The sequence below is a fragment of the Phocaeicola sp. RTP21198st1_B8_RTP21198_201120 genome (genome assembly GCF_040929485.1).
In the GTDB taxonomy this organism is placed as follows: domain Bacteria; phylum Bacteroidota; class Bacteroidia; order Bacteroidales; family Bacteroidaceae; genus Phocaeicola; species Phocaeicola dorei.
The window spans coordinates 1-22,102 of record NZ_JBCOCI010000056.1; the positions used below are offsets into that span (position 1 = coordinate 1).

The following is a 22,102-nucleotide window of genomic DNA, read 5'->3' on the forward strand; positions in this document are numbered from 1 at the left end:
GGCATATAATCTATAATTTCTACTTGGTGTCCTTGAGATGTAAGATATGTCATTAAGGCATATGCTTGTAATGAAGCTCCGAAATTATAGACATTATGACAAGTAATTGTTTTGATTTTCATTATTTGTTATGTTTGAGATAATATTTGATTTTCATTGCTAATATTTTATCAGGTAAAGCAAAAAATAAAGAATATTTGTATCCAAAATGTGGATATAATGTTCTAAATACATTGTATCTTATGCTTTTTTTGATAGGATGATTTAGTGGCTCATTAGCATCAAGTGCTTCTTTATAAGGGCGTTCTTCCGAATATAGAGAATCAGAACATAAATTAAAAAGTGTATTACCTGCATTTGTATTGATTAATACCAATGACACCCCTTTATTTATATCTGTAATTTTAGTTGATTTTAATCCCCAAAAATCTCCGATGGTCATATCTGCATTCCTTTCTTTTCTTGCAAAATGACAAGAAAGACAAGAAGGTCGGTACGTAATTCCGTTAAAAAAACCCTTCATATAGAGATCATTACTAAGAGGACGCTGATAGCTAGGTAATATTTGATTATCTTCTATTAGTGAGAAATTGTATTGTGAATTGCTGCGAAAATTAATTTGTTTGATACGTTTTTTGAGGATATTTGAAGGAATACTTTCCTTTAAAAATTTGCATGAAGGAACTCCATGGCATATTAACTCTACAGTAAATAAATTAGGATGTTTGGAAAAACGTGCTTTTATGCCAGCTATTTGGCAAGGAGTGCCAATAAAAAGTACATTCTTTTGAGTTTTTAAATCTTCATCTATTTTGGTATATGTTTCATGAATTTCGCTTTGAACATATTTAGACCCTCTTAAACGAAGAATATTTTCAATAGTTGTACATCTAATGTGGCAGATGTTGAAAGGAGGAGTAAAAGCGCATCCGTAAATTATACCATTGTTTTTAATGAATTCTTGAGCTAATAAAGTACCTATTCCACCAGAAGTGCTTTCTATTCGTTTTTTTTCATCTTTCCAATAGCAAGCTATTATTTTTTCGGGAATTTTGTATTCTTGTTTATGTAGCAAAGGACATTTTTTTTCACACAAATTGCATTCAATACACTTATTATGATCTATTTTAGGATATAAAAATCCATATATATCTTTTTCCATTGTGATTGCATGCTGTGGACATACAGCAAAACAAGTTGCACATCCTGTACATTCTTTATAAGAACATAATGTTGGCATAGAAATATTTAGATAGATTTAAAAATAGAAATTAAGCGTTTCTCATATGTTTCAGGTGTTAATGCTTGAGAATATTGAAAAGTTTTTAGTGAAAGTTGGTCTCTATATTTGCTGTTCTCTAAAATAGAGGTAACACTATCTACAATAGCATTAACATTTTGTATTGGTATGTATATAGCAGGGAAAGCTTCTAAGTCAGTTCCGGCGCATTCTGTTGTAATAATGGGGCAACCACAACTTGCAGCTTCAATAACAGTTCCTGCAAAACCTTCTGAAAGTGTAGGAAATACATAGGCTTCCGCTGTTCTATATTCTTCTTTTAATTCAGAACTTGTAAGAGTACCTATAAAATTTAAATCTTTGAAAACTGCTATGTCTTTGTATTTATTATCAATAGAACCTATAATTCTAAAATCTAAATCTGTATATTTTTGTTTTAATATTGTCGCTGCTTTTGCACAATATATTAATCCTTTCCTTACAGGATCATTACCAACCCAAATAATTTTATGTTTTATAGGACGATAATTATAATTTGTTTCTTGGATACTGGTAGGATAGGGTAATAAGAATGCTTTTTTAGGATTAAATTCGGGATATGCCATCATTGCCTTTAATACGTATTTTGATGGAACTGTATAATAATCGGCAGTTTGTAACATTTGGCTTACATATTTTTCTCTTATGGCAATACGATCCTCATATTGTTTCTTTATTCCACGTATGCAAGAGTATTCTGGATATTTGTTTACTTCATTTAATAGGAAATTGAAAGAAATAGGATTTTCGTATATGTCTACAACAACAGTTTTGCCTTGTTTTTTAGCGTATTTGATAAACCCTAAATTTTCATAATACATATTATAAATGCAATCGGCTTCATTTATGATTTTTTTGTGTTTGCAAAAAAAATGATCTAATGTGAAATATAAAATTTCATTTAGTAATTCAGTATTTACATTTTTTTTAAATAATAGTTTTAAGGTTGGTTTGTCTGATGCTTTGATATATGACTGGGGTATTTGAGGGAGTCTTAAACATAAACGCTTAAAAATTGTTTTTTTGATACCTAGTCTTATGAATAAGTAGGATAGTTTGCCTAAAAAAGTATATCTATATGAATCAGTGAATAAGGCCTTCAGTATATTATTTTCGTAGAAGGTTTTAGGGATTGTATATCGGTGCCTAGCGCCAATCTGTGATACTATTATATTTTTTGCCATAATATAAAAAGATTAAACAATGAATTTGGTACTTGCTTTTATTTTTTTACGTTCAATAGAATAGTAGCTTAGTGGATAAATAATAAGGAAAATAAAAATTAATCGTGTATATAAATAGTCTACTCCATGAGTAAAAATTAGTGGTACGGTAGCTATAATTGACAGATAAATGAATAGACATATTTGAGACTTACATATTCTTCGCCAAAAATATCCATATAAATATCCGATAATTCCAAATAGGAAGAACCCTAAATAGGAGAAACATTTGAAGGCTGAATAATACCCTGTCATGGTTGTAATGTTGTATGTTAATTTTTGAATTGTAGATTTATCATTTACTATGTTTAACTTTAAATTCTCTTTAGCTTCTTCCCCTACTAATCTTCGGGGAATATAGTTTTGTATAAAAGTATCCCATATACTTGTACCATAATCCATTTGTCCTGTTTCTTTTAGATACCTTATTCCCTTTGCTGCATTTCCTAAATCCATTCCGACTGTGATGTCTTTTTGTATAAAAGAAGTTTTGAATGCTTCCCATAAAACTAGTTCTTGGGTGGGATTATTTTCATTGTTGGAATTTCCTACTAAGATATGTCTTATGACTGTTATACTAGCATTTAGCATTGCTCCAATTATTAGTATTGTAAATATAGATTTAGAAATAAGTTTGTGTTTTTGAGGATATTTCATACTAAGGATAAAAGAAATGGTAATGAGAAGAAACAGGCTTTCTCCTCGTGAACCTTTTATGAAGAATGCAAAGTAAATAAGAGGAACTAAAGTGCAGATAATGAGTAGATATAGATATTTGCTTTTATTTTTGCGAAAGATGAAAGTAACAATAGCACAAAATGCATATTGAGAAAAATTCTTTAGATTTGCTTGTATTACATTATCACTACCTTGAAAAGTGTCATTCCATAGGGTCATTGAATACAAACCAAGTATAGTGAAAATAAATAATATATATTTAGACTTTCTATAATTTATGCTTGAAAAGAAACTAGATGTAATTTTTTGCTTTTTTGCAATTTCAAATCCTAAAATAAAAGTAAGGTTACATGTGGCCATTATTATTCCCAAATCTCGGATAAGATATTTCTCGTAAAAAGGAGAAATATATATAGAGGATAGTTGAGGAAGTAAAACAAATATGCTAGTATAGGCCATCAAGAAAGGAGCTTGGAAAATGCCAAGTTTCTTCTTGTAATAATAAATTAATATTATTATATTAATTATAAGATATAAATAGAACCAAACACCCATATTGTACGATAATGAAGTTAATGACTTGTGTCGAGCCACGGTGCTATTGCATGTGGAGCAGAGGAGAAGTAATACTGAATGATATGATTGAGATAATCTCCAATTATGTCTGGATGAATTTTATTATTCGCCCATTTTTGTATGCTTTGTCTATTTTCAATAGATAATGGACCTTCAATAAAAATTTGTTTCATAATTCCATTTAATGAACTCAATTTAGATCCATCAAAAACATATCCTAAGTGTGAATCTATTAGTGGAAAAATAGATGCACCACAGTCTTTGCTTACAAGAACTTTGCATCCAGATTGCAGTCCTTCGTTAACTACAGCTCCCCAGCCATCGTATAATGAAGGTAATATTAGGTAGTCTGCATTTAACATTGCATTCCGAACCTCTTTATAATCTCTTTTACCGTGATAATGTATATTAGTGGAATTTGATATTTTTTTTATAAGTAATTTATCTAATGTCCAAGAACCGTAAATATCAAAAATAAACTGTTGGCTAGAATAATTTTGCATGTATTCTACAAAAGGAATTATGTTTTTTCTTTTATCAATGGCACCAACGTAAATAAATCTTATAGTGTTATTTTTTTTTGTGACTTCTAATTTTGTAGGAAATGTTATGTAGGAAAATTGGAATAATTTGTGTGGTGAAACTAACATTCTTTTGAATGTTCTTTGGGCATTAAGTCCTGTTAGTCCATAACCTTTAATCTTTTTTCTGTATGTAAAATGTAGATATAAGAACCATTTTATAGCATTTATTTTACCTTTTAAACCTTGAGTTTGGAAAGATTCTTGTGGCAAAGAAAATACATTATATCCTTTTTGGCATAGAATTTTTAGGGCTTTGTTATTTAGGCTTCCTTGTTTTAGTGCTGAATTAATGTGAAGAGAATTTTCAGTTTTTCTTTTGGAAATGATTTTATAAATGTCATCTATATTTTCGCATTTAATAAGGTTAACGTTGGCTGATAGGTCTGAAGGAATGCGTTCTTCTCTTTTTTGCTTAGTTGGAAGAATAATGGCCCAAACTTCATAATATCTTGAAATTGATTTAGCTAGTTCGTAGCAATGGGTGGTTACCCCTCCCCAAAAAAAAATACTTTTTATCATATTGTTTTACGGTTTTCTTTGGTTGATATTTTATATATTGTCAGTATATAATGTAATAGATTTATTGTTTGTAGTATGATAATTTAAACAACTTTTTATTTATAGTAATAAGTGTAATTCTTTTATTTGTGGAAGATGATTTTATTTATTTGTTGCTTTGCTAGTGATATAGGGGAATAAAAGAAAGAGGAGGCTGTGTCATTAGTAAGTATCATTGCTCTTTTTATGACATGATAGCATAAAAGTAAGTCTAATGCTAATTGAGAATAAACGAACACTTCAATATCTTTATAAAATTGTATTAATGTTATAGATAGTACTAGTGCTAATATTGAACTTGAAAAAAGATAACTGCAAAATTGTACATGTTTATTGGTAGCAATCATAACAACATTACTTGTGTCCCATAAGTTGCGAATAATGGTTAAAAAGCAAAATGAAAAAGCTAGAGAATAGTCAAATGCTATTTTATTATTAGTCCAAATTTCATAAATAGTCTTTCCAAAGATCATGATAAATATCGTTATGATTATTGTGAGCGGAAAAGCTATGGAGAAAGCCTTTCGATGTAAATTACGCATTCTATTAATATCATTTTTTCCATAAGCTATTGAATATTCAGGCCAAATAGAGGATTGTATAATATTAATAATCTTTCTTACAAAAGATGTAAGTGTTCGGATTGTATTATAGCCTACCATAGCTTCAACTCCTAGAAATTTGTTGACAAGAATGGTAAAACCCTGATAAATCATAATATTGGAAATTGGATATCCCATAAATGCTAATGATGGAAAAAGTAATTCTTTAAATAATTTTGTATCATGATATTTCCATTTAGGGGTATATGGAAATAAAGACTGAATTTTGATGAATTTGTAGAGTACAATACAAATGTCTGATATGACAAACATATATGCAATATAAATCATAGAGTGAAATATTACTATACCAGATATAATAGCTATTAGATTTAATATTATATTAATCTGTCCAATCAATATTGCTTTATATGCTTGGGAGGTTGCACGATATATAGAATCTAAAACGGTACCAATCATTTTTATGAATACACTTAATGTCATTAATAAAAATACACCTTGTGCTATTGCTTCGCTAACGGTATGTAATCCTAATCCCGTTTTTATATTCCATAAAAATAGATAAGTAATACAACCCAATAGACTTAGGATTCCAACAAAAAAGATTAGTAATAAATTATTTGTTAATAACGAGCGACAAGTTTCGTATTTTTTTTGAGCATAGTCTATAGAAAATCTATTTTGTGTAACAGAATTTAATCCTGCATCTGTCATTCCAAAAATGTTAGCTATCGCCGTCAGTAATATCCAATCTCCATATTCTTCAACACCCCAAAGGGTAAGAAAAAATGGAACAATAAGGATTTGATTACATAATTGTACACTAAATCCAAATCCACTTGCAAGAAAGTTTTTTCTGATAGGGGTCTTAAGATTCATTATTTTTATTGAATATGAAACTATTAATATTTACTTGTATATATTCTTTAATTATGAGGTGAAAAAAACTGTTTATCAACTAATGGATATTGTTTAACATTAGTCATTCTTTTCTTAGAGTTTTATATTCTAAGTGTGAGCGTTACCTCCTGTTCTCTTATTACTATTATGGATCAAACGTTTTTTTTATAAATTGCTAGATGACAGAGAAAATCTCATTCAAAGTGTATGACAAAAAAATGTATTTATTTTTGTAATATTCTTTTTCATTCTTTCCATACGGAAAAACTAATGTGAAGAACTGGAAATGATATATCTCTATTTTCTTAATAGTCGGAATATGTGGACTTCCAGATAATCGGAAACTTTTATTTCATCTTCTCCACAAACCCCACCGGCATATCAACCCCCGCACATCCCAACAAATCCAGTCTCACCACCACTTTCGCCTTTCCATCCACTTCCACCAATTCTCCTTCCAGTCCCTTTAGCGGACCTTTGACCACTCGTATCAATTCTCCCGGAACCAATGGTGCGGCACACATCTCCACCGCCTCGTCCGAATAATCCAGCATAAATTTGAACCGTTCCATTTGCTCGTCCGGAATCACCGCCGGAGTATGTTCGCCATGCAGCACCATATACCGGCTGATGGCCGACAGTGTGAGCACCTGCGAACGTTCCGCCACATCCACATGGACAAAAATCATCATAGGGATAACCACCCGTTCTATTTTCTTTTTCCGGTAAGTCCATTGGCGGATTTCTTCTTGTACAGGCAGGAAGTTTTCTATATTCATTGCAGTCAGCCGTTCGGCCGTCTTCTTTTCGTGGTGAAGGCGGACATACGCCACTAGCCATTTTTTCATATTCGGAGGAAGGAAAAGTAATGTTAGATGTTCTAAAAATTGAAAGAAATGATGCCTCTTAAGCACGCTACGCTGTTACCTGTGTCATTCCCAGGTAAGCTTGTCGTTAAATTCTGATGCAAATATAGACAATATTTTACGATAACAAGCTATTTGTTCGCAAAAAATGAAAAAATTAACAAGAATAATACATTTATTCCTACTTTTGTACTTTTTATATTTTAAATCATATTAACATCATGGAAAAATCAAGATTTATAAGAAAAATAATGGCAGATTGCAGTTCTTTCAGGAACTGGAGATAGTAATGGTGAAATATCGCCTGTCCGGTGAAGGATACACCGATGAGGAAATGAGGGTTTTGAAACACATGTGTAAGGATACACTGGCTGATATAAACGAGTTTATGCGGAAAAAGGAGGAAAAGAAGAAGAAAGAACGGAAAGAGAAGAAAAAGAGGAAAGAAAGGAAATAAGGAATAAAATGTAAAAAAACACTAAAAGGAAGTCTCCCGGTTATTTGTACACTTGTGTAATGAATGGGGGTTGTAAATCAATACTTTATGTTTGGTTAGTGTACAATTTTAACTTTTGATTGTATGGGTTTGCAATATACTTTTGCTTTCATGGTGGAGGGAAATGCCCTCCTTTTGATAATTTAAATTCATACATGAATGGTTTATACCGATTTATGCTCTTTCTATTTCTCGGTGTTCGATGAACATGCCGTGGATATGACATTGAAAGAGTTTGTGGAACTTCTGCGTGGCGAACGTTGGAAAGCGCAAGTGGAAGAGTATCAGCGCCTGAAGGCTTCGGGCAGGGAGACAGAGGCCAAGAAATTAAAGAGAAAACTGGCCGCGCTGGTGATAGCCGGGCGTTGCGAAGGGAGCCATGCCGAAACTAATCTGAAGCAGTGGAGCGGGGACGCCATGCTGGATGTGGATAAATGTAACGGCCGTGTGTCTGAGTTCTTGCAGGTCTTGAAGGACACTCCTTGGGTGAAGGCGGCATGGCGCAGCGTTTCGTACGACGGGCTGAAGCTGGTGGTGCGTGTGGAAGCAGAGAGTGTGGACGAGTATCGTCTGGCATACGCGTTGGTGGCATGGCACGTGGCGCAGCTTCTTGCCTTTCCCTGTGACATGAGTTGCAAAAATCCCACCCGTCCTTGCTTTGCGTCGTATGATCCGGAAGCTTTTTTTCGTCCGGATACCGAAGTTTTTCCCTGGCGCCGCTTTGTGACGGAGCATCCCGACAGGGTGGGGGAGATTCTGGCAGAGTTGAAAGTGAAGACCCCGGCAAGTGCATCCAAGCCTCTCGTTGCGGCTTCGGGCATGCTGCACACATTCTTCAACGAGTTCTTGGCGCAGAATCCCTTTGTGGATGGCAAAAAGAATGAGTTTTTGTTGAAGCTGGGACGTATCGCCCGCTATAAAGGAGTGGGGGAAGAAGAGTTGGTCCGGCTGAAAACGCTGGCGGTGGAAAGGCTGGCGGGTATGGGGTGTGCCGCCGGGGATATACCTCCGCGCATAGACTCCGGATACCGGTATGCCGACATGAACAAGGGCCCCGAAACACCTGCTTCCAGGGCTCACAAGGCTCAAGGCTCACTTAGGCGGTATTCTGATTCCGGCGAAGAGGGTGAAGAAGCTGAAATAGAGAAACTTGAGGCTGACAAATTGCGCCGCAATGTTCCGTGTCTTCCGGATGAGCTGTTCGACCGTTTGCCCGACTTTTTGAAGCGTGGTTTGACACACGTCCGCAACAAGCGCGAGAGGGATATTCTGTTGCTCTCCATGATTACCAACATCAGCGGTTGTCTGCCGGGGGTGAGGATGAATTATGGAGGAATGGTTTATTCCGCCGATCTCTACCTGGTGGCTTTAGCCGGTTCGGGCAGAGGAAAAGGGGTGATGCAACTGGCGGCAATTCTGCCCGCAGCCATTCAGGAGTATTACGATGAATTGAACAGGAAGGATGAGCGTGAGTACCGGCAGAAACTGCTGAAGTGGAATCTGGAGGAACGGCTTGCCGCTCAGGAAAAGAGGGTTCCCGATTTGGACCAATGCCCGGAGATGCCGGTGGAACGCATCCTGAAGGTGGCTCCCAATATTTCGAAAAGCCAGTTGATATTGGCTTTGGAGGCGGGTGGATCGGTCGGCTTGGTGATGAATGCCTCCGAGCTGGATATGATAAGTTCTGCCATGCACCAGGAGTATGGAAAACATGATGATGTGATGCGTGCCGCCTCCCAGCACGAGGAGGTGTCTTCTTATTTCAAGACGGATCACCGGCTTGTTATTGTGAGTGATCCTCATCTGGCATTATGTGCTTCGGGTACTCCCGCCCAGTTGCATAAATTTATTTCTTCGCTGGAGAATGGGATGTACAGCCGTGTGGCTTTCTATGTGGGACAGGCCCCCTGGGAGTATAAGTCTGCCAATCCCGGCAAAGTCCGGCTGGATATGCGCGCTTATTTCAAAGGGATGGGCGAGGAGCTGCTGCGTATGTTTATCTTTCTCTCCGGATCGTCTACCGAGGTGATTTTCACCGAGGAACAATGGAAAGAGCATACGGAGCGTTTCAGAACGTATCTGCGTGAGGTAGTGGCGGAAGATGATGATTCTCCGGGTGCTATTGTGCTGCGCCACGGACTGATGATGTCTCGTATTGCCATGGTGCTGACTGCATTGCGTAAGTGCGAGCCGCAATGGAATACATCGGAGTGGAAATGTTCGGATGAGGATTTCCGTACGGCCATGCAGATAGTGGATGTGTTGCTGGAACACAGTTTGCTGCTTTCCACTTCCATGGATGATACTGCCGGAAGAATCAGGCCGGTAAAGGCTTTTTTCAAACTGCGTCCCATCTTGAGAACAATGCCGCGTGAGTTTACATATTCGGAGCTGATGGCGGCTGCCAATGAAGCAGGGTTGCCTACAGCATCCGTGAAACGTTATTTGTTGCGTTTGGTGTATTATCAAATCGTTGAGAAAGAGGATGGTAAGTATAGAAAGACCGGTAAGTCTTGGCCTAAATTACCGCCTAAGTGAGCCCTGAGCCTTGTGAGCCTAAAATACTGGTAAAAAAGGTCCTGTTGTTTTCAAAAAACAACAGGACCTTTCCGGTAAAACAACAGGGGATTTTAAAAAAACAACAAGGTCTTTCGAAGTAAACAACAGGTCCTTTGGGAAGCGTATGTCCTAAGGCTCTCCCAGATGCCTCACTATGATTGCCACTTCATGCTTCAGAAAGCTGTGGCGGAATTTGTTGTAGCCCGCTTCGTTTAATTCTTCCTGCAGCAGCATATTTCTCCGCATCCAGCGATATAGGGTTTGCAGGGCTGCCGCAGCGGTCCGTCCGGGGCTATATAATTCTGCCAGTTCCGCTTTGTCATACGCTCTGATAATGAATGCTTTTTCTTCTTGGTTCATGTTCTTTTATCTGTTTTGATTATAGAGTAAAGATACACAAAATGTCCTTGTTTTCCTACTCTGCCTGTAAGTTATTCTCGACATTTCTCGACAATGTTCTACGGCTCTCTACCAATGTCGACACAGGGCTTCCGCTTCATCGTATCTTTGTAGTGTAATCAAAAGTCAATCATAGCCGGCTTAGTGATTAATAGTTGATTGTCAGTGTGTTTCTTAATTTAAAAGTTTTAATTTTTAATTTTAAAAGTATGGGAAGAACAGTTTCTTATTCGGTAGTAAAGCGTAATAATCCGCTTGATCAGGATGCGGTGCCTAAGTTTTATGCACAAGCTCAGGCCAATGGCCATGTAGAGATTCGCGAAATGGCGGATCGTATTCAGAAGACCTGTACGGTGACGCGTGCGGATGTAATGGCTGTGCTTGTTGCTTTGGAGGATGTGATTATGGAGGCTCTGGAAGGGGGTGAGATTGTAAGGCTTGCCGATCTGGGCACTTTCCAGATAGGTCTGAGCGGAAGAGGTGCGGAAACGGAGGATACGTATGATGTGTCGATGATTAGAAAAGCGCGTATCAATTTCCGTCCGGGTATTGCGCTAAGCGGTATTCTGGCAGCACTGAAATATACGAAAGTGGATAAATTGCCGGTGAAAACGAAGGAGGAGCAAAAACCTGCTTAAGTAGGTGGCGGACAAGTGTTTAATTTAAAAAAGACTGTAGAATGAAAGGTAAATCTGTTTGGAGCACTATTTTGAAAGTGGTGATTGCAGTAGCTACGGCTATTGCGGGTGTAGTAGGAATCAGCTCGTGCATAGGAGGATGAGAGTGATTAATCTGATTGTTGTCCACTGTTCCGCCACAAAGGCGGACAGGGACTTTACCGAACAGGATTTGGAGGTGTGCCACCGCAGGCGTGGAATGAACGGACCCGGATATCATTTTTATATCCGTAAGAACGGGGATATAAAAACAACCCGTCCCATAGAGAAAATCGGGGCGCATGCGCGTGGGTATAATGCGCAGAGTATCGGGATATGCTATGAGGGGGGAGTCAGCGAGCGGGGCAGGCCGGCGGATACGCGGACGGTGTGGCAGAAACATTCATTGCGTGTACTGGTCAGGGCGTTGCTGGTGGATTATCCCGGTTGCAAGGTTTGCGGTCATCGGGATTTAAGTCCGGATTTGAACGGAAATGGTGAGATAGAGCCTGAGGAATGGGTGAAACAGTGTCCCTGTTTTGATGTTTCAAAAGAAAAGTATAGTAAATAATATTTATATATTAAAACATAATAAGACTAATTCTCTTCTGAATTTGTTAAAATATTAACGTTCTAGAAAGAGGATTAGTCTTATTTTATTATGTAATTAATTTTGAAATTACTTTTTGTTTACATTTTCTGCGCCGTATCCATAGCCGTAACCGTATTTTTTACCATATCCGTAATACTTGCCATACTTGCCGTATCCATAGTAATATCCGTACTTTTTTTTCTTCATGTCCAGTCCGTTGATAATGGTACATAGGTTGGGCAGTTTTTTCTGTTCGCCCAGTTCGTTGATTAAAGTATAATCTGCCTTGTGGGTGTAGTCTGCCCGGCACACATAGATGCTGGCATTGGCTACTCGCGAAATCAGTTGGGTGTCGGTCACCATGCCGATGGGGGCGGTATCCAGAATGATATAGTCAAAATGCTTTTTCAGTATGTCGATAGCCTGAGGCAAAGATTCACGTGCCACCAATTCGGTCGGGTTGGGAGGGATAGGACCTCCGGGCAGAATGGACAAGTTAGGATTGATGTTTGAAACTTGTACCAGCGACATCAGGTCGGTATGTTCCGGATTAGCGAGGAACTGGCTGATGCCTTGTTCCTTGCGTGACAATTGGAAAGCTTTGTTCAGACCCGGCTTGCGGATGTCAAGCCCCACAATCACAATTTTCTTTCCTAATAAAGCCAGACTGACAGCCAGATTGGAAGCGATAAAGGTTTTGCCTTCTCCTGTAGTGGTGGAGGTAACCAATATAACTTTCTCGTTACTCTTCATCATATAAAGTACATTGGTGCGTACATTACGGAAAGTTTCGGCCATCAGGTCGTTTTGGTTTTCGTGTACTACAATGGCTCCCTCCGAAGATTTATTTTCAGAGAAAGGTACGTCACCGACTATAGGAAGGGATGTGATTTTTTCCACATCGGCACGTCCTTCTATCTTGTATTTAAAAAGCTCGATGATATAGATCACGGCAACCGGCAGAGCGACGCCTAGAATCAGTGCTACCAGATAAATCATCTTTCCTTTGGGAGATACGGGGATGGCATCTGCCAGTGCTTCGTCTACTATGCGGGCATTGTTGGCGGTAGATGCCAGAGTGATGGCATTTTCTTCACGCTTTTGCAGCAGCATCAGGTAAAGTCCTGCTTTGATTTCCTGTTGGCGCGAGATACTGACTAGCTGGCGTTCCTGTCCCGGAGCATTGGTGATGCGTCCGGCATATTTGCCTGCCTGACGTTCCAGATCCGCCTGGGTGATGGCCAAGCCTCTTTGCACGCTGTTGATGGTGGTCAGTACATTGCTGCGCATGGCGCGGATGCTGGCATCCAGATTGACTACCACCGGGTTGTTTTCCTGAGAGGAGCGGAGCAGGCGCTTGCGTTCCAGCAGCATCTCGTTGTAGCGGTTGATCAGTTCGGTCAGTCCGGTATCTGTCAGGCCTACATTGACAGGAAGTACTTCGTAGGCATGGTCCGGATTGTTGGCATAGCTGGCCAGGAATTGTACCAGCCGGAGCTGGGTGCTGTTTTCAGCACGTTTTTTTTCGTATTCCGAGTTTTCACTCAATGCCAGTTGGGCGTCGCTTTTCAAGTCGGTCAACCCGGCATCGCGCTTGAAGGTTTCCAGTTCTTGTTCCGTGGTTCCCAGTTCACCGTTGATGATATTAATACGTTCATCAATAAATTCTGCGGTCTTGGTAGCCACTTCGTTTTTATCGTCGTTGGCATCCCGGTTGTAGATTTCCACCAGTTTGTTGATAAAATCCATACCACGTTGCGTATGCGTGCTCTTTACAGAGATCTGTGCGATAGTGGTGGATTTGGAAGTAGGCTCTATGCTCAATGCTCCCCGGTAGCTGCCGGCCACACTGCGGGGGGAAGAAACGGTAGCCATGATTTTTTGCTCGCTTTTTGCGATTGTCGAATCAGCCGGGGTGAAGCTGAAAGTCCCCGACGGAGTGGTCAGCAAGGCAGGCAGTTTGTCGAATTGCTTGCTGTATTCCTGTTCTCCTATTGTGATCTTCACATTCAGTTTATTGCTCGGTTGCAAAGTCAGGTTGATATATGCCGGAGCAGGGAGTTTCTGAGCTTCTTCAGGGGTAATCCATACTTTGACAGGGGAACTTTTGTAAAGTTCTATATCATGAAAACTACTTTTTGCCGCATAGCTGATGTAAAGATCCAGTTCTTCCACTACTTTCTTGATAAGCGTGCGCGATTGCAGGATTTCTACCTCATTGTCAAAATTGTTGATGGAAGAATAAAATCCCAAGTCTTCCAAGTCGGCCATGCCGCTGCTTGCTTTGCTGTTTTTGTCATTGTCTTTGATGATGACGGACGCCGAGATGTTGTATACCGGCGGGGTGTAACGCAAATAAAGCCAGGCTCCTGCCATGCATAACAGAATGCATGCCACGAACCAAGGCCAATGAATGGTATATTTAAAAAGAACCGCTTTAAAATCAGTCTTTTCTTCTTTTTCTTCCAGATAGAGGTCGTCGTATAAATCTTCTTTCATAATTCTGTTTATTTGGCAATGGTTACTATCAGGCTGACGAGTGAGACAAGGGTTCCCACTACAGAGAACCAGATTGTAGTACTGTTGCTGATTCCTGCATTTTTGGCTTTGGTCTTATTGGGAGTGACATACACTACATCATTCTGCTGGAGGTAGTAGTAAGGAGATACGATGATGTCGGCATCGTTCAGGTTCAGCGGGATAACCTGGCGGTTGCCTTGCGCGTCTTCACGGATCAGTTTCACTTTGTCGCGTTGTCCGTATACGGTCATGTCCCCTGCCATAGCCAGTGCTTCCATGATATTTACTTTTTCATTGGTGATGGTGAATGTACCGGGGCTGGCAACTTCTCCCATCACAGAGATTTTGTAGTTTGCCATGCGTACATTTACAATAGGGTCTTCTTTGATATAGGTCTTCAGTTTCTCCTTTATCATATTTTCCGCCTGGCTTTTGGTAAGGCCGCCGATGTGCAGTGTTCCCAAAACAGGGAAATCAATGTTTCCGTTATTGTCTACCAGATACTGTTGTAAAGATGGTTGGCTGGTAAGGTTTTTGCTGTTTGCCGTGATGGGGGTGGCTACCGTCAGATTAAAGGGAATGGCGGCATCGGGATCGCTGGTATTCACCGTGATAGTCAGCAAATCTTTAGGCATGATGTGTGCATCATACAAGGGTGTTTTGACATTTGCCATGTCCAGATACTCGGACCCTTGCAGGTAAGGTACTTTTTTGTAGGCGCTGCAACTACATAGTAGTAGTGAAACCAGCGCGAATAGGGTAAGTTTCAATCTTCTCATTTTTTGGCTCTCTATTAATTTTAATTCTCTATTTTGAACTTAATAAGCTTGCTTGTCTTTGCGTAGCACATTTGCCACGGTTTTGTACATGATATAAAGGTCGAGCAGGAAAGACCAGTGCTCCATATACCATATATCGGCTTTCACACGTCCTTCCATGTCTTCCAGCTCACGGGTTTCGCCACGGAAACCGGTCACTTGCGCCCATCCCGTGATACCGGGTTTGATGAAATGGCGGACCATGTATTTATTGATTATCTTGGAATATTCTTCCGTGTGTTTCAACATGTGAGGGCGTGGTCCTACAATGGACATATCTCCCAGCAATACATTGATGAATTGCGGAAGTTCGTCAATATTGGTCCGGCGCATGAAATCGCCGAATTTGGTTTTTCTAGGATCATTGAGGGTAGCCTGTAAGGTGTCCGATTCCTTGTTCACTTTCATAGAACGGAATTTATAACACCAGAATTCTTTATTATTCAATCCATTACGTTTCTGACGGAAGAATATGGGGCCCGGAGAAGTGATTTTAATGGTCACTCCTACAATAAGGAATATAATGGGGAACAATGTGCATAAAAAGAGTAATGAGAAGGCTACATCGAATATACGTTTTATCAGCCTGTTTTCTATTTTTCCCAAAGGTTCCTTGCGGATGCTGAGAATAGGGACACTGCCTATCATTTCAAAGTACATACGGTGGCGCAGGTAGTTGCGCACATTGGGTACACTGTAGAAATGTATCAGGTTGTTTTCGCAATAATTAATGACCGGCACGATACATTCGCTTAATGCTGAGGGCAGGCAACAATAAAGTTGGTTCACTTTGTTTTTTGTCAGGTAATCAATGGTTTGCTCCGGCTTTCCCAAATAAGTACAACTGGCAGGGAACTTGGCATTGGGGGTTGTGTCGAAGTATCCCAGTACCCGGTATCCGGTAGTGGCGTCGGAGGTCATTTCATGATAAAGTTCGGCTATATTTTCGGTGCTTCCCAAATAAAGGACGGTACGGAAATTACCTCCGCGGCTTCTGTATAGCTGTATGCAGAAACGGAAAAGCAGACGATAGAAAGTGATGCAGAGGAAAAGTAGAATGAAATAATAGACAAAAAAGCGATTGGAGTATATTTCAAGTTCTGATAGTACAATTAAGCTTGTTGACAATAAGGAGAAATAAAAAACGTTACGGAGTGCCCGGAATACAATTTGATCGGCACGGGCTCCTCGTCGATGTAATATGACACCTCCTGAGATAGTGCACGCAAAATAGCATACGCTGAATAGAGTTAGAATTTGGGGTAAAGTGCCACTGTAGGCCCTCTCCCCAAACAACTCGTTCCATATTGAATTAAATGAGATGAAAAGTACATTCAGAATGACTAAATCTCCTAGAATGACTGCTAATTTAAGTGCTTTATTAAATCTCTGAACTTGTATCATAGGTTAAATTTTTTAGATGTCAGATCTATATTATGTTTTTAAAAGGTGTGTTTTAAATATGTCACTTTTTTTCTTTTTAATATCCTTCTGTTACTTCGTAAGTAACAGAACGTGAATTAATGGATTAGTTGTATAATTAATATTCTGTCGTTTTATAAATATATATAAGAGATAACTATGTGAAATATAGTGAATTTATTGCATTGCGTTAATAGTAAAAAGCGCAATGTGTGTTGTTGTATTTCTTTGTTCTCCTTCGATTTGATAATTGTTCATATTATTATTACTTTTTATCTATTATATAACCTTTTTAATTAAAATCTAGAAAAAAGCTGTGCCTTTATTTGTTTGCTATCAGTTAATTGTCTATTTTTGCCCTCCAAATAAGTTCTGTTACTTACGAAGTAACACAATATAAATCTATTGATAATTAGAATTTTATATATTTATACTCTCTTTTTCCCATTATTTGAAACGTATAGAATTATCGCATCATTAGCTTTCTTTATTTCTTCATTCTTGAAATTTTTCAAATATGTTTCTGTAACTTTCACTGACGAGTGTCCAAAAGCCTCACATATTAATTGTTCGGAGAAATTACAATATTTGGCAAGGGTGGCCCAGGTATGCCGGGTAGTGTATGAACTGACCTTGGTTGCCACTCCGCATTTTTTCGCCAATCTGCCTAAATTGTAATTCATGGTTCGTAGTGCCTGCTGATACTCTGTATATAGATCCTCTCCGGTTTTTGTTCCACTGAGGATGGGAAAAAGGTAGGGAGAGTCCTGATTGGTATTTTGATATTTGTTTATCAGCTTCATTGCTGTTATCGGAATATCAACAATCATTTGCCCACCTGTTTTATATCGGCGATAAGAAAGTGTGTTGCCTTTCAAGTCGCTTTTGTGAAGATGGGCCAGATCAACAAAGGGCATTCCGCGTAATTGAAACATTAAATTAGCCCAAACTCTGCATCGTATCAAATCTTCCGGTAGTTTCTTTAGAGGAACCTCGTTTAGTAACTTGTTTATTTCTTCTACTTCCAATGCGCGTTTTATATCGTTTTTCACGCCGGTGTAGACATGATGAAATAAACGGGAATTCTCGGTTATTATTTTTTTATCCACTGCTTTGTTATAAGTTGCACGCAATGTCCGCATATAGGTGGAAACAGTATTCCAACTTAGTTGCTTGTCACGCAGGTAGGTTTCAAATTCTTTCAGATTGGCTCTGTTGAGCTGGTGAAAGTAAATAACCTCACATCCACAAAATTCACTGAATGCGTTCAAGGTGCTTTGATAAATGTGAGCCGTACCATAACGTTTCTCGTCTTTCAGTTCATCAATCGTTTTGTTCATAAACTCGTTGAATTTTTTTTTATTTCTCATAATGTTCCGTTTTATAGATTTTACAAAATAAGTTGTTTTCTTAACGGAATCGAATATAGGTTGAAATGTTCGAATTAGAAAGGTTATTTATCTAATTCTGCATTATTTATACGTATCATCCATCCGTTTACTTTCATTTGTAAACATATATAAGGTTGCTGCGGATCATTTGTTGAGTCAAGAAAAAATATCAGATTATAGCGGTCTTGCCTGTCAAGATATTCTTGTGGAGGCATATAGGTTGTCTCGACATTACGTGACAGGAGCAGATATTGTGTAAGCGGAATATCGAAAATCTCTTTTCCACTAGGTTGATAGATTAACCGTAGACGGGTATCGTCATTTTCCATCAGTCTCAATGTATTCATTCCGGCATGCACTACCTGTATGTCTTCCAAATTGGCGCTTTCTTGCATAAAGGGGAGATAACAGGTGGAAACGGAGTCTATCGGAGTGTTCCAATGATCCATGCATCCGTTGCCGGCAGTCAGTTCCAGACGGAAATCATCTGTATCCAGCGGGACGGCCGACTGACTTTGCAATATGCAGCTCAGAATATTCGTGTTTTTAGTAAGAGAGAGAGCCAAAACCTGATATTCGCCGCTGATATGCACGTTGTCCAGCCGCCCGTGGAATAGAGATGAAAGTTTTTCGGATTGTTCTCCCGCTTCATTGCGTAATAGTGTCAGTGAAGTGGGAGTATGTTGATAATGCGAGTCCGACAAACCTGCCCAAACCAGAAAGGTATAATCTCCCTGAGGCAGGGAGGGGACTTGGATTATACATTCATTTTGATGGAATGTAAGACTGTCTACTTCCTCCCGGTCTATATAGTTTCCTTCCTGATCGAGAATAAATAGCGTGACATCTTTTACCTGGGTGGTCACGGCATCTACATTCAGCATATTATAGGTATAGGATAACTTTAACCAACAGCCTGTGGGACAATCGGATTGGTCATCGTCTACCCAGGAACATGCACTACAGAAAAGAGTACATAGGGCGAAGAGGATAGTAGCAGTTTTACTCATTGTTTTTCTATTTTGAGACTGTTTTATTCAAGGTCGGCATCTTGGTCACGGACAATCCACGGATATACTCCGAATTCTACGTCCAAGTATGCTTTGTATTCGTCCGGATCGGGTTTGGTATCCGGAGTACCGGGACCCAGGTTCTTGATGCTGGTAATATTGACAGAATAAATATTGTTACGTACAATACCGAATTCCATTACGCCCATTGTGGTAGGATCGCCGTTATCAAGATGTTTGATCCAATAGTTGTAGAAGGTGGAGAAATTACCTTCATTCTTGGTGAAACGGGTAATCTGCTTGGCTGCCAGGTCTGCATCGCTGGATGCTTCTGTCAAACCATCAATATTGGCATCACCATGTTCACCCACAGCCGCCAGCGTGGTGTAGAATTTATAGTTGAAATAATACAGTGTCTTGAACACGAGCGGGTCTTCTACCGGCTGGCCGTCAGTGCCGATGGTCTGTGAGGCTTCCGGAGTGAATGTACCTTTCAGCATGATGCCGGTGGTGTACACCGTGTTCTGTGCCGGACGGAACATACAGTTTTCAAGACAATACATGGAAACGTACTTTCCTGCATCGGCCAGACCGGACCAATTGCTGTCTGTTTGTTTTGACAGGTGGTTAGTGTAGAATGAACCGCCTGTGAAACTGGTAGTAGCTCCTGCTACGGTCTTGTCGAAGAAATAGGGATCGATAAGATAACCGTTGTTGTCGGCTATGTTACCGAAATTTCCTGCTTCCACGCTGTAAGATGACGGAGCGGAAGGAGTTTCAGATGCGGCATCCAGTGTAGCGACATGACGGAAAGTGTAGAACTTGTTTGCCAGATTGATGAATTTGTAGTTGTTCAGCCGGACTGTGGCGTAAGTCACTCCCTTAGGATTCTTCAACGTGTAGATTTCCTTGCTGTCATTTCTAACCATCAGTTTGGCAACGGCACGTTCCAAATTGATTCTGACGTGTGCTCTGGTGTCGCTCTTTTCGGGAGATTCTACGGCAATGTTCAGATTGGCCGAGCCACGGTTGGACATGATGAATCCCTTTCCGGGTACGCTGGTTATCATACCGTTTCCATAAGTGGTGGCGTCAATCTGTCCCAATAATGTTGATTCCTGGCCTATTTCTTTTTCGATGTCAAGGTTTTGTGTACCGTTCGCTACGGCAAGGATGTCATAGTTGCCCGGTTCCAATATGATTTCCTTGTTGCAAGAATAGATGATGGTTTGTCCTTCTTGGTTGTTCTCTTTGCTGGAGATACCCAATTCATTTTGATCTACGTCGAGGGTAGTAACCAAATTCTTGCTGGAAGAATCAAACAGATAGAGTTTCACATTGCTCACTTTGTATTCTTCGGCAGTACCGTCTTCATAGACTCCAGAGTCTTCGGCGGAAGCGGCACGGCTGCCGTTAGAAGAGTTAGGGACTACAAATGAAATCTCCATGTTGCCTCCTTTGGCTCCGGAAATCGGATTGTCTCCATTTCCTGAGGGGACATCTGCATCATTAATACATCCTGCCATTGCAGCTGCAAGAGCGAAGGATAATAATAATTTTTTGTTCATAATGTAAAAATGTTTTAGTAAAAAAATGTGATTAGTAAATCTCATGTAATATCTTCAGGTTTTCATCTGCTTGGGGCAGTCCTGCTTCTTTCGCTTTACGCAGCAGGTTTTCTGCTTCGGTATAATTCCCATTCAGCATTTGCATGATACCTTGCAAAAGGGTCTTTTCGGGAGTCTCACCGGCTTTGTCCAAATAGAGTGAGGCGCCTTTTGTATCTCCCTGTGAGAGCAGGATGCAAGCTGCATTGAGATTGGCAACGGGATGTTCCGGATTAAGCAGAACGGCCGTCATGAAAATCTTATTGTATTCCGGACTGCCGGCAGGGTAGGTCTGGGCTATGCGGAACATCTCTTCAATACTCAGATTCTTGGGGTTGCTTTCGAAAACCTGCTTGGCCTGCTCTACCGTAAACGGACGTACCACATAGTGGATGGTGTAGTCTGAATGACGGAGACCCGGGAACCAGTGTTGCAGGATGAAACGGAACTCTTCGGGATAACGTTTCCGTATTTTCCGTTCTTTCTCATCGGGGCTGTTTTTGCTCTCCGCAATATGTAACAGTTCCTCGCGATGGGAAATAACGGTATCGGTCAGCAACTTGATAAATCCGTCCCAGTCTTCGGGGGTGTAATGGGTGGTAAACAATGTATCATTGAAAGAATATTGGCTGCATACATAGTCTTTCAGGGTCTGGGTCCGTTCCCGTGCCAGACGTTCGTTGTTTGAGTAGGGACCTTCGGGAGAGGCGTATCCATGAATGTCAATATGTGAAATGACTACATTGGTATCGTTTTTTATCAAGTCGATACTGCGTTTTATCTTTGCCAGTTCGGCCGGATTGTTTCTGTATTCGGGATAGATAATTGTTTCGTTGAGCGGGAAGTCCAGATAGGCACGTCCGCTTTCTTCACGCAATTTCCTTTCTTCCATCTGCGGAGTGATAAACGCTACGTGCGGATGGATATCGGGAAGCATATTCAGGCGGGTCAGATAGGTGGAGTCTGTATGGCGGGGGACTCCGCATCCGCATTCTTTTTCGATGAGATGCAAGGAGGCATGTTTCATCCAGTGAGTGAAGGGGATGCTGCGTAAGTAGTGTACGCTTTGTTTCCGGTCATTGCGGCGGCGTAACTCTTCATAGTCTTTTTCCTGCCGGCCGGTTTCACGTTGGAAGAAAATATGTTGTTTACGACCGTTCACATAGATGGCGGGAAGCTGGATGAAGTTGTCCAGGCTGTCGCTGAGCTGGGGAACCAGTATGACTGATTCGTTAGAGGGAATCTGTCTGGTAATGTCTACTTGCATGGACACTACCAGATTTTCTCCCATCCGGTAGAGCTGCGAGGAGGCGATGTAAATCGAACTGTCCCGTTCTGCCGGCTGCGCTGATGAGCAAAGCGTAGGAAAAATAAATGATATAAAATAGAATAAATATTTCATGGC

19 protein-coding genes are annotated in these 22,102 nt (G+C 39.9%); 5 read left to right on the top strand and 14 right to left on the bottom strand.

Features of this window, described 5'->3' with window-relative positions; all coding sequences use genetic code 11:
• Nucleotides 1-121: 121 nt before the first annotated feature.
• The 6 genes from AB5935_RS16930 to AB5935_RS16955 form a co-directional block, all read right to left on the bottom strand.
• The gene (locus tag AB5935_RS16930) at nucleotides 122-1,240 is read right to left on the bottom strand and encodes a Coenzyme F420 hydrogenase/dehydrogenase, beta subunit C-terminal domain (protein ID WP_080549545.1); all 1,119 of its coding nucleotides are present in this window, start codon (nucleotides 1,238-1,240) and stop codon (nucleotides 122-124) included.
• Between the two features lie 8 nt (nucleotides 1,241-1,248).
• Nucleotides 1,249-2,463 carry a glycosyltransferase gene (locus tag AB5935_RS16935; RefSeq protein WP_117596235.1) on the bottom strand — a complete coding sequence of 405 codons (1,215 nt, stop codon included), beginning with the start codon at nucleotides 2,461-2,463 and terminating at the stop codon, nucleotides 1,249-1,251.
• Nucleotides 2,464-2,475: 12 nt separating this feature from the next.
• A complete protein-coding gene (locus AB5935_RS16940) occupies nucleotides 2,476-3,735 on the bottom strand; it encodes a hypothetical protein (protein ID WP_007837975.1) in 1,260 nt (419 codons plus the stop codon).
• Between the two features lie 17 nt (nucleotides 3,736-3,752).
• Entirely contained in the window at nucleotides 3,753-4,859 is a 1,107-nt protein-coding gene (locus tag AB5935_RS16945) for a glycosyltransferase (protein WP_007837977.1), read from the bottom strand.
• 122 nt (nucleotides 4,860-4,981) lie between these two features.
• Nucleotides 4,982-6,340 (bottom strand): lipopolysaccharide biosynthesis protein, encoded by a 1,359-nt coding sequence (locus tag AB5935_RS16950; RefSeq protein WP_007837984.1) that lies wholly within the window; start codon nucleotides 6,338-6,340, stop codon nucleotides 4,982-4,984.
• A gap of 368 nt (nucleotides 6,341-6,708) precedes the next feature.
• Nucleotides 6,709-7,209 carry a UpxY family transcription antiterminator gene (locus AB5935_RS16955; protein WP_007837986.1) on the bottom strand — a complete coding sequence of 167 codons (501 nt, stop codon included), beginning with the start codon at nucleotides 7,207-7,209 and terminating at the stop codon, nucleotides 6,709-6,711.
• Nucleotides 7,210-7,486: 277 nt separating this feature from the next.
• On the opposite strand from AB5935_RS16955, the gene AB5935_RS16960 reads away from it, so the two are divergent.
• Nucleotides 7,487-7,684, top strand: a complete 198-nt coding sequence (locus AB5935_RS16960; protein ID WP_007837988.1) for a hypothetical protein — start codon at nucleotides 7,487-7,489, stop codon at nucleotides 7,682-7,684.
• Between the two features lie 198 nt (nucleotides 7,685-7,882).
• Complete coding sequence (locus AB5935_RS16965) at nucleotides 7,883-10,261, top strand: DUF3987 domain-containing protein (protein WP_117475237.1); 2,379 nt, start codon at nucleotides 7,883-7,885, stop codon at nucleotides 10,259-10,261.
• Nucleotides 10,262-10,411: 150 nt separating this feature from the next.
• Here the strand turns inward: AB5935_RS16965 and AB5935_RS16970 are convergent, their stop codons facing one another.
• A complete protein-coding gene (locus tag AB5935_RS16970) occupies nucleotides 10,412-10,642 on the bottom strand; it encodes a DUF4248 domain-containing protein (protein ID WP_005843735.1) in 231 nt (76 codons plus the stop codon).
• Nucleotides 10,643-10,890: 248 nt separating this feature from the next.
• On the opposite strand from AB5935_RS16970, the gene AB5935_RS16975 reads away from it, so the two are divergent.
• Genes AB5935_RS16975 through AB5935_RS16985 form a run of 3 tightly spaced genes read left to right on the top strand, consistent with a single transcriptional unit; the run spans nucleotide 10,891 to nucleotide 11,908 of the window.
• Nucleotides 10,891-11,319, top strand: coding sequence for an HU family DNA-binding protein (locus AB5935_RS16975; protein ID WP_007843691.1), 429 nt, complete (start codon nucleotides 10,891-10,893; stop codon nucleotides 11,317-11,319).
• Between the two features lie 41 nt (nucleotides 11,320-11,360).
• Complete coding sequence (locus AB5935_RS16980; RefSeq protein WP_005848116.1) at nucleotides 11,361-11,462, top strand: smalltalk protein; 102 nt, start codon at nucleotides 11,361-11,363, stop codon at nucleotides 11,460-11,462.
• On the top strand, nucleotides 11,459-11,908 hold the full coding sequence (locus tag AB5935_RS16985; protein ID WP_007837992.1) for an N-acetylmuramoyl-L-alanine amidase: 450 nt from the start codon (nucleotides 11,459-11,461) through the stop codon (nucleotides 11,906-11,908). Before AB5935_RS16980 ends, AB5935_RS16985 begins: the two co-directional genes overlap by 4 nt.
• 108 nt (nucleotides 11,909-12,016) lie before the next feature.
• Here AB5935_RS16985 and AB5935_RS16990 read toward each other — a convergent pair whose 3' ends face one another.
• The 7 genes from AB5935_RS16990 to AB5935_RS17020 all read right to left on the bottom strand — a co-directional run bounded on the left by AB5935_RS16990 (nucleotide 12,017) and on the right by AB5935_RS17020 (nucleotide 22,099).
• Nucleotides 12,017-14,428 (bottom strand): GumC family protein, encoded by a 2,412-nt coding sequence (locus AB5935_RS16990; RefSeq protein ID WP_132040425.1) that lies wholly within the window; start codon nucleotides 14,426-14,428, stop codon nucleotides 12,017-12,019.
• Nucleotides 14,429-14,436: 8 nt separating this feature from the next.
• A complete protein-coding gene (locus AB5935_RS16995) occupies nucleotides 14,437-15,228 on the bottom strand; it encodes a polysaccharide biosynthesis/export family protein (protein WP_008652486.1) in 792 nt (263 codons plus the stop codon).
• 39 nt (nucleotides 15,229-15,267) lie between these two features.
• Entirely contained in the window at nucleotides 15,268-16,671 is a 1,404-nt protein-coding gene (locus AB5935_RS17000) for an undecaprenyl-phosphate glucose phosphotransferase (protein ID WP_007838000.1), read from the bottom strand.
• 446 nt (nucleotides 16,672-17,117) lie between these two features.
• The gene (locus tag AB5935_RS17005; protein ID WP_007843701.1) at nucleotides 17,118-18,059 is read right to left on the bottom strand and encodes a tyrosine-type recombinase/integrase; all 942 of its coding nucleotides are present in this window, start codon (nucleotides 18,057-18,059) and stop codon (nucleotides 17,118-17,120) included.
• A gap of 83 nt (nucleotides 18,060-18,142) precedes the next feature.
• Complete coding sequence (locus AB5935_RS17010; protein WP_007843703.1) at nucleotides 18,143-19,090, bottom strand: FimB/Mfa2 family fimbrial subunit; 948 nt, start codon at nucleotides 19,088-19,090, stop codon at nucleotides 18,143-18,145.
• Nucleotides 19,091-19,113: 23 nt separating this feature from the next.
• Complete coding sequence (locus AB5935_RS17015; RefSeq protein WP_007845081.1) at nucleotides 19,114-20,658, bottom strand: Mfa1 family fimbria major subunit; 1,545 nt, start codon at nucleotides 20,656-20,658, stop codon at nucleotides 19,114-19,116.
• Between the two features lie 31 nt (nucleotides 20,659-20,689).
• Nucleotides 20,690-22,099: a DUF3868 domain-containing protein gene (locus AB5935_RS17020; protein WP_368327500.1), complete on the bottom strand. Its 1,410-nt coding sequence runs from the start codon at nucleotides 22,097-22,099 to the stop codon at nucleotides 20,690-20,692.
• Nucleotides 22,100-22,102 lie beyond the last annotated feature (3 nt).

Bases quoted from the DNA above. Each gene is read 5' to 3' on its own strand.
- AB5935_RS17010 (WP_007843703.1), bottom strand. From the start codon at position 19,090: ATGAGTAAAACTGCTACTATCCTCTTCGCCCTATGTACTCTTTTCTGT.
- AB5935_RS16935 (WP_117596235.1), bottom strand. From the start codon at position 2,463: ATGGCAAAAAATATAATAGTATCACAGATTGGCGCTAGGCACCGATAT.
- AB5935_RS17000 (WP_007838000.1), bottom strand. From the start codon at position 16,671: ATGATACAAGTTCAGAGATTTAATAAAGCACTTAAATTAGCAGTCATT.
- AB5935_RS16965 (WP_117475237.1), top strand. From the start codon at position 7,883: ATGGTTTATACCGATTTATGCTCTTTCTATTTCTCGGTGTTCGATGAA.
- AB5935_RS16970 (WP_005843735.1), bottom strand. From the start codon at position 10,642: ATGAACCAAGAAGAAAAAGCATTCATTATCAGAGCGTATGACAAAGCG.
- AB5935_RS16955 (WP_007837986.1), bottom strand. From the start codon at position 7,209: ATGAAAAAATGGCTAGTGGCGTATGTCCGCCTTCACCACGAAAAGAAG.
- AB5935_RS16945 (WP_007837977.1), bottom strand. From the start codon at position 4,859: ATGATAAAAAGTATTTTTTTTTGGGGAGGGGTAACCACCCATTGCTAC.
- AB5935_RS16985 (WP_007837992.1), top strand. From the start codon at position 11,459: ATGAGAGTGATTAATCTGATTGTTGTCCACTGTTCCGCCACAAAGGCG.
- AB5935_RS16980 (WP_005848116.1), top strand. From the start codon at position 11,361: ATGAAAGGTAAATCTGTTTGGAGCACTATTTTGAAAGTGGTGATTGCA.
- AB5935_RS17005 (WP_007843701.1), bottom strand. From the start codon at position 18,059: ATGAGAAATAAAAAAAAATTCAACGAGTTTATGAACAAAACGATTGAT.
- AB5935_RS17015 (WP_007845081.1), bottom strand. From the start codon at position 20,658: ATGAACAAAAAATTATTATTATCCTTCGCTCTTGCAGCTGCAATGGCA.
- AB5935_RS16940 (WP_007837975.1), bottom strand. From the start codon at position 3,735: ATGGGTGTTTGGTTCTATTTATATCTTATAATTAATATAATAATATTA.
- AB5935_RS16990 (WP_132040425.1), bottom strand. From the start codon at position 14,428: ATGAAAGAAGATTTATACGACGACCTCTATCTGGAAGAAAAAGAAGAA.
- AB5935_RS16995 (WP_008652486.1), bottom strand. From the start codon at position 15,228: ATGAGAAGATTGAAACTTACCCTATTCGCGCTGGTTTCACTACTACTA.
- AB5935_RS16975 (WP_007843691.1), top strand. From the start codon at position 10,891: ATGGGAAGAACAGTTTCTTATTCGGTAGTAAAGCGTAATAATCCGCTT.
- AB5935_RS16950 (WP_007837984.1), bottom strand. From the start codon at position 6,340: ATGAATCTTAAGACCCCTATCAGAAAAAACTTTCTTGCAAGTGGATTT.
- AB5935_RS16930 (WP_080549545.1), bottom strand. From the start codon at position 1,240: ATGCCAACATTATGTTCTTATAAAGAATGTACAGGATGTGCAACTTGT.
- AB5935_RS17020 (WP_368327500.1), bottom strand. From the start codon at position 22,099: ATGAAATATTTATTCTATTTTATATCATTTATTTTTCCTACGCTTTGC.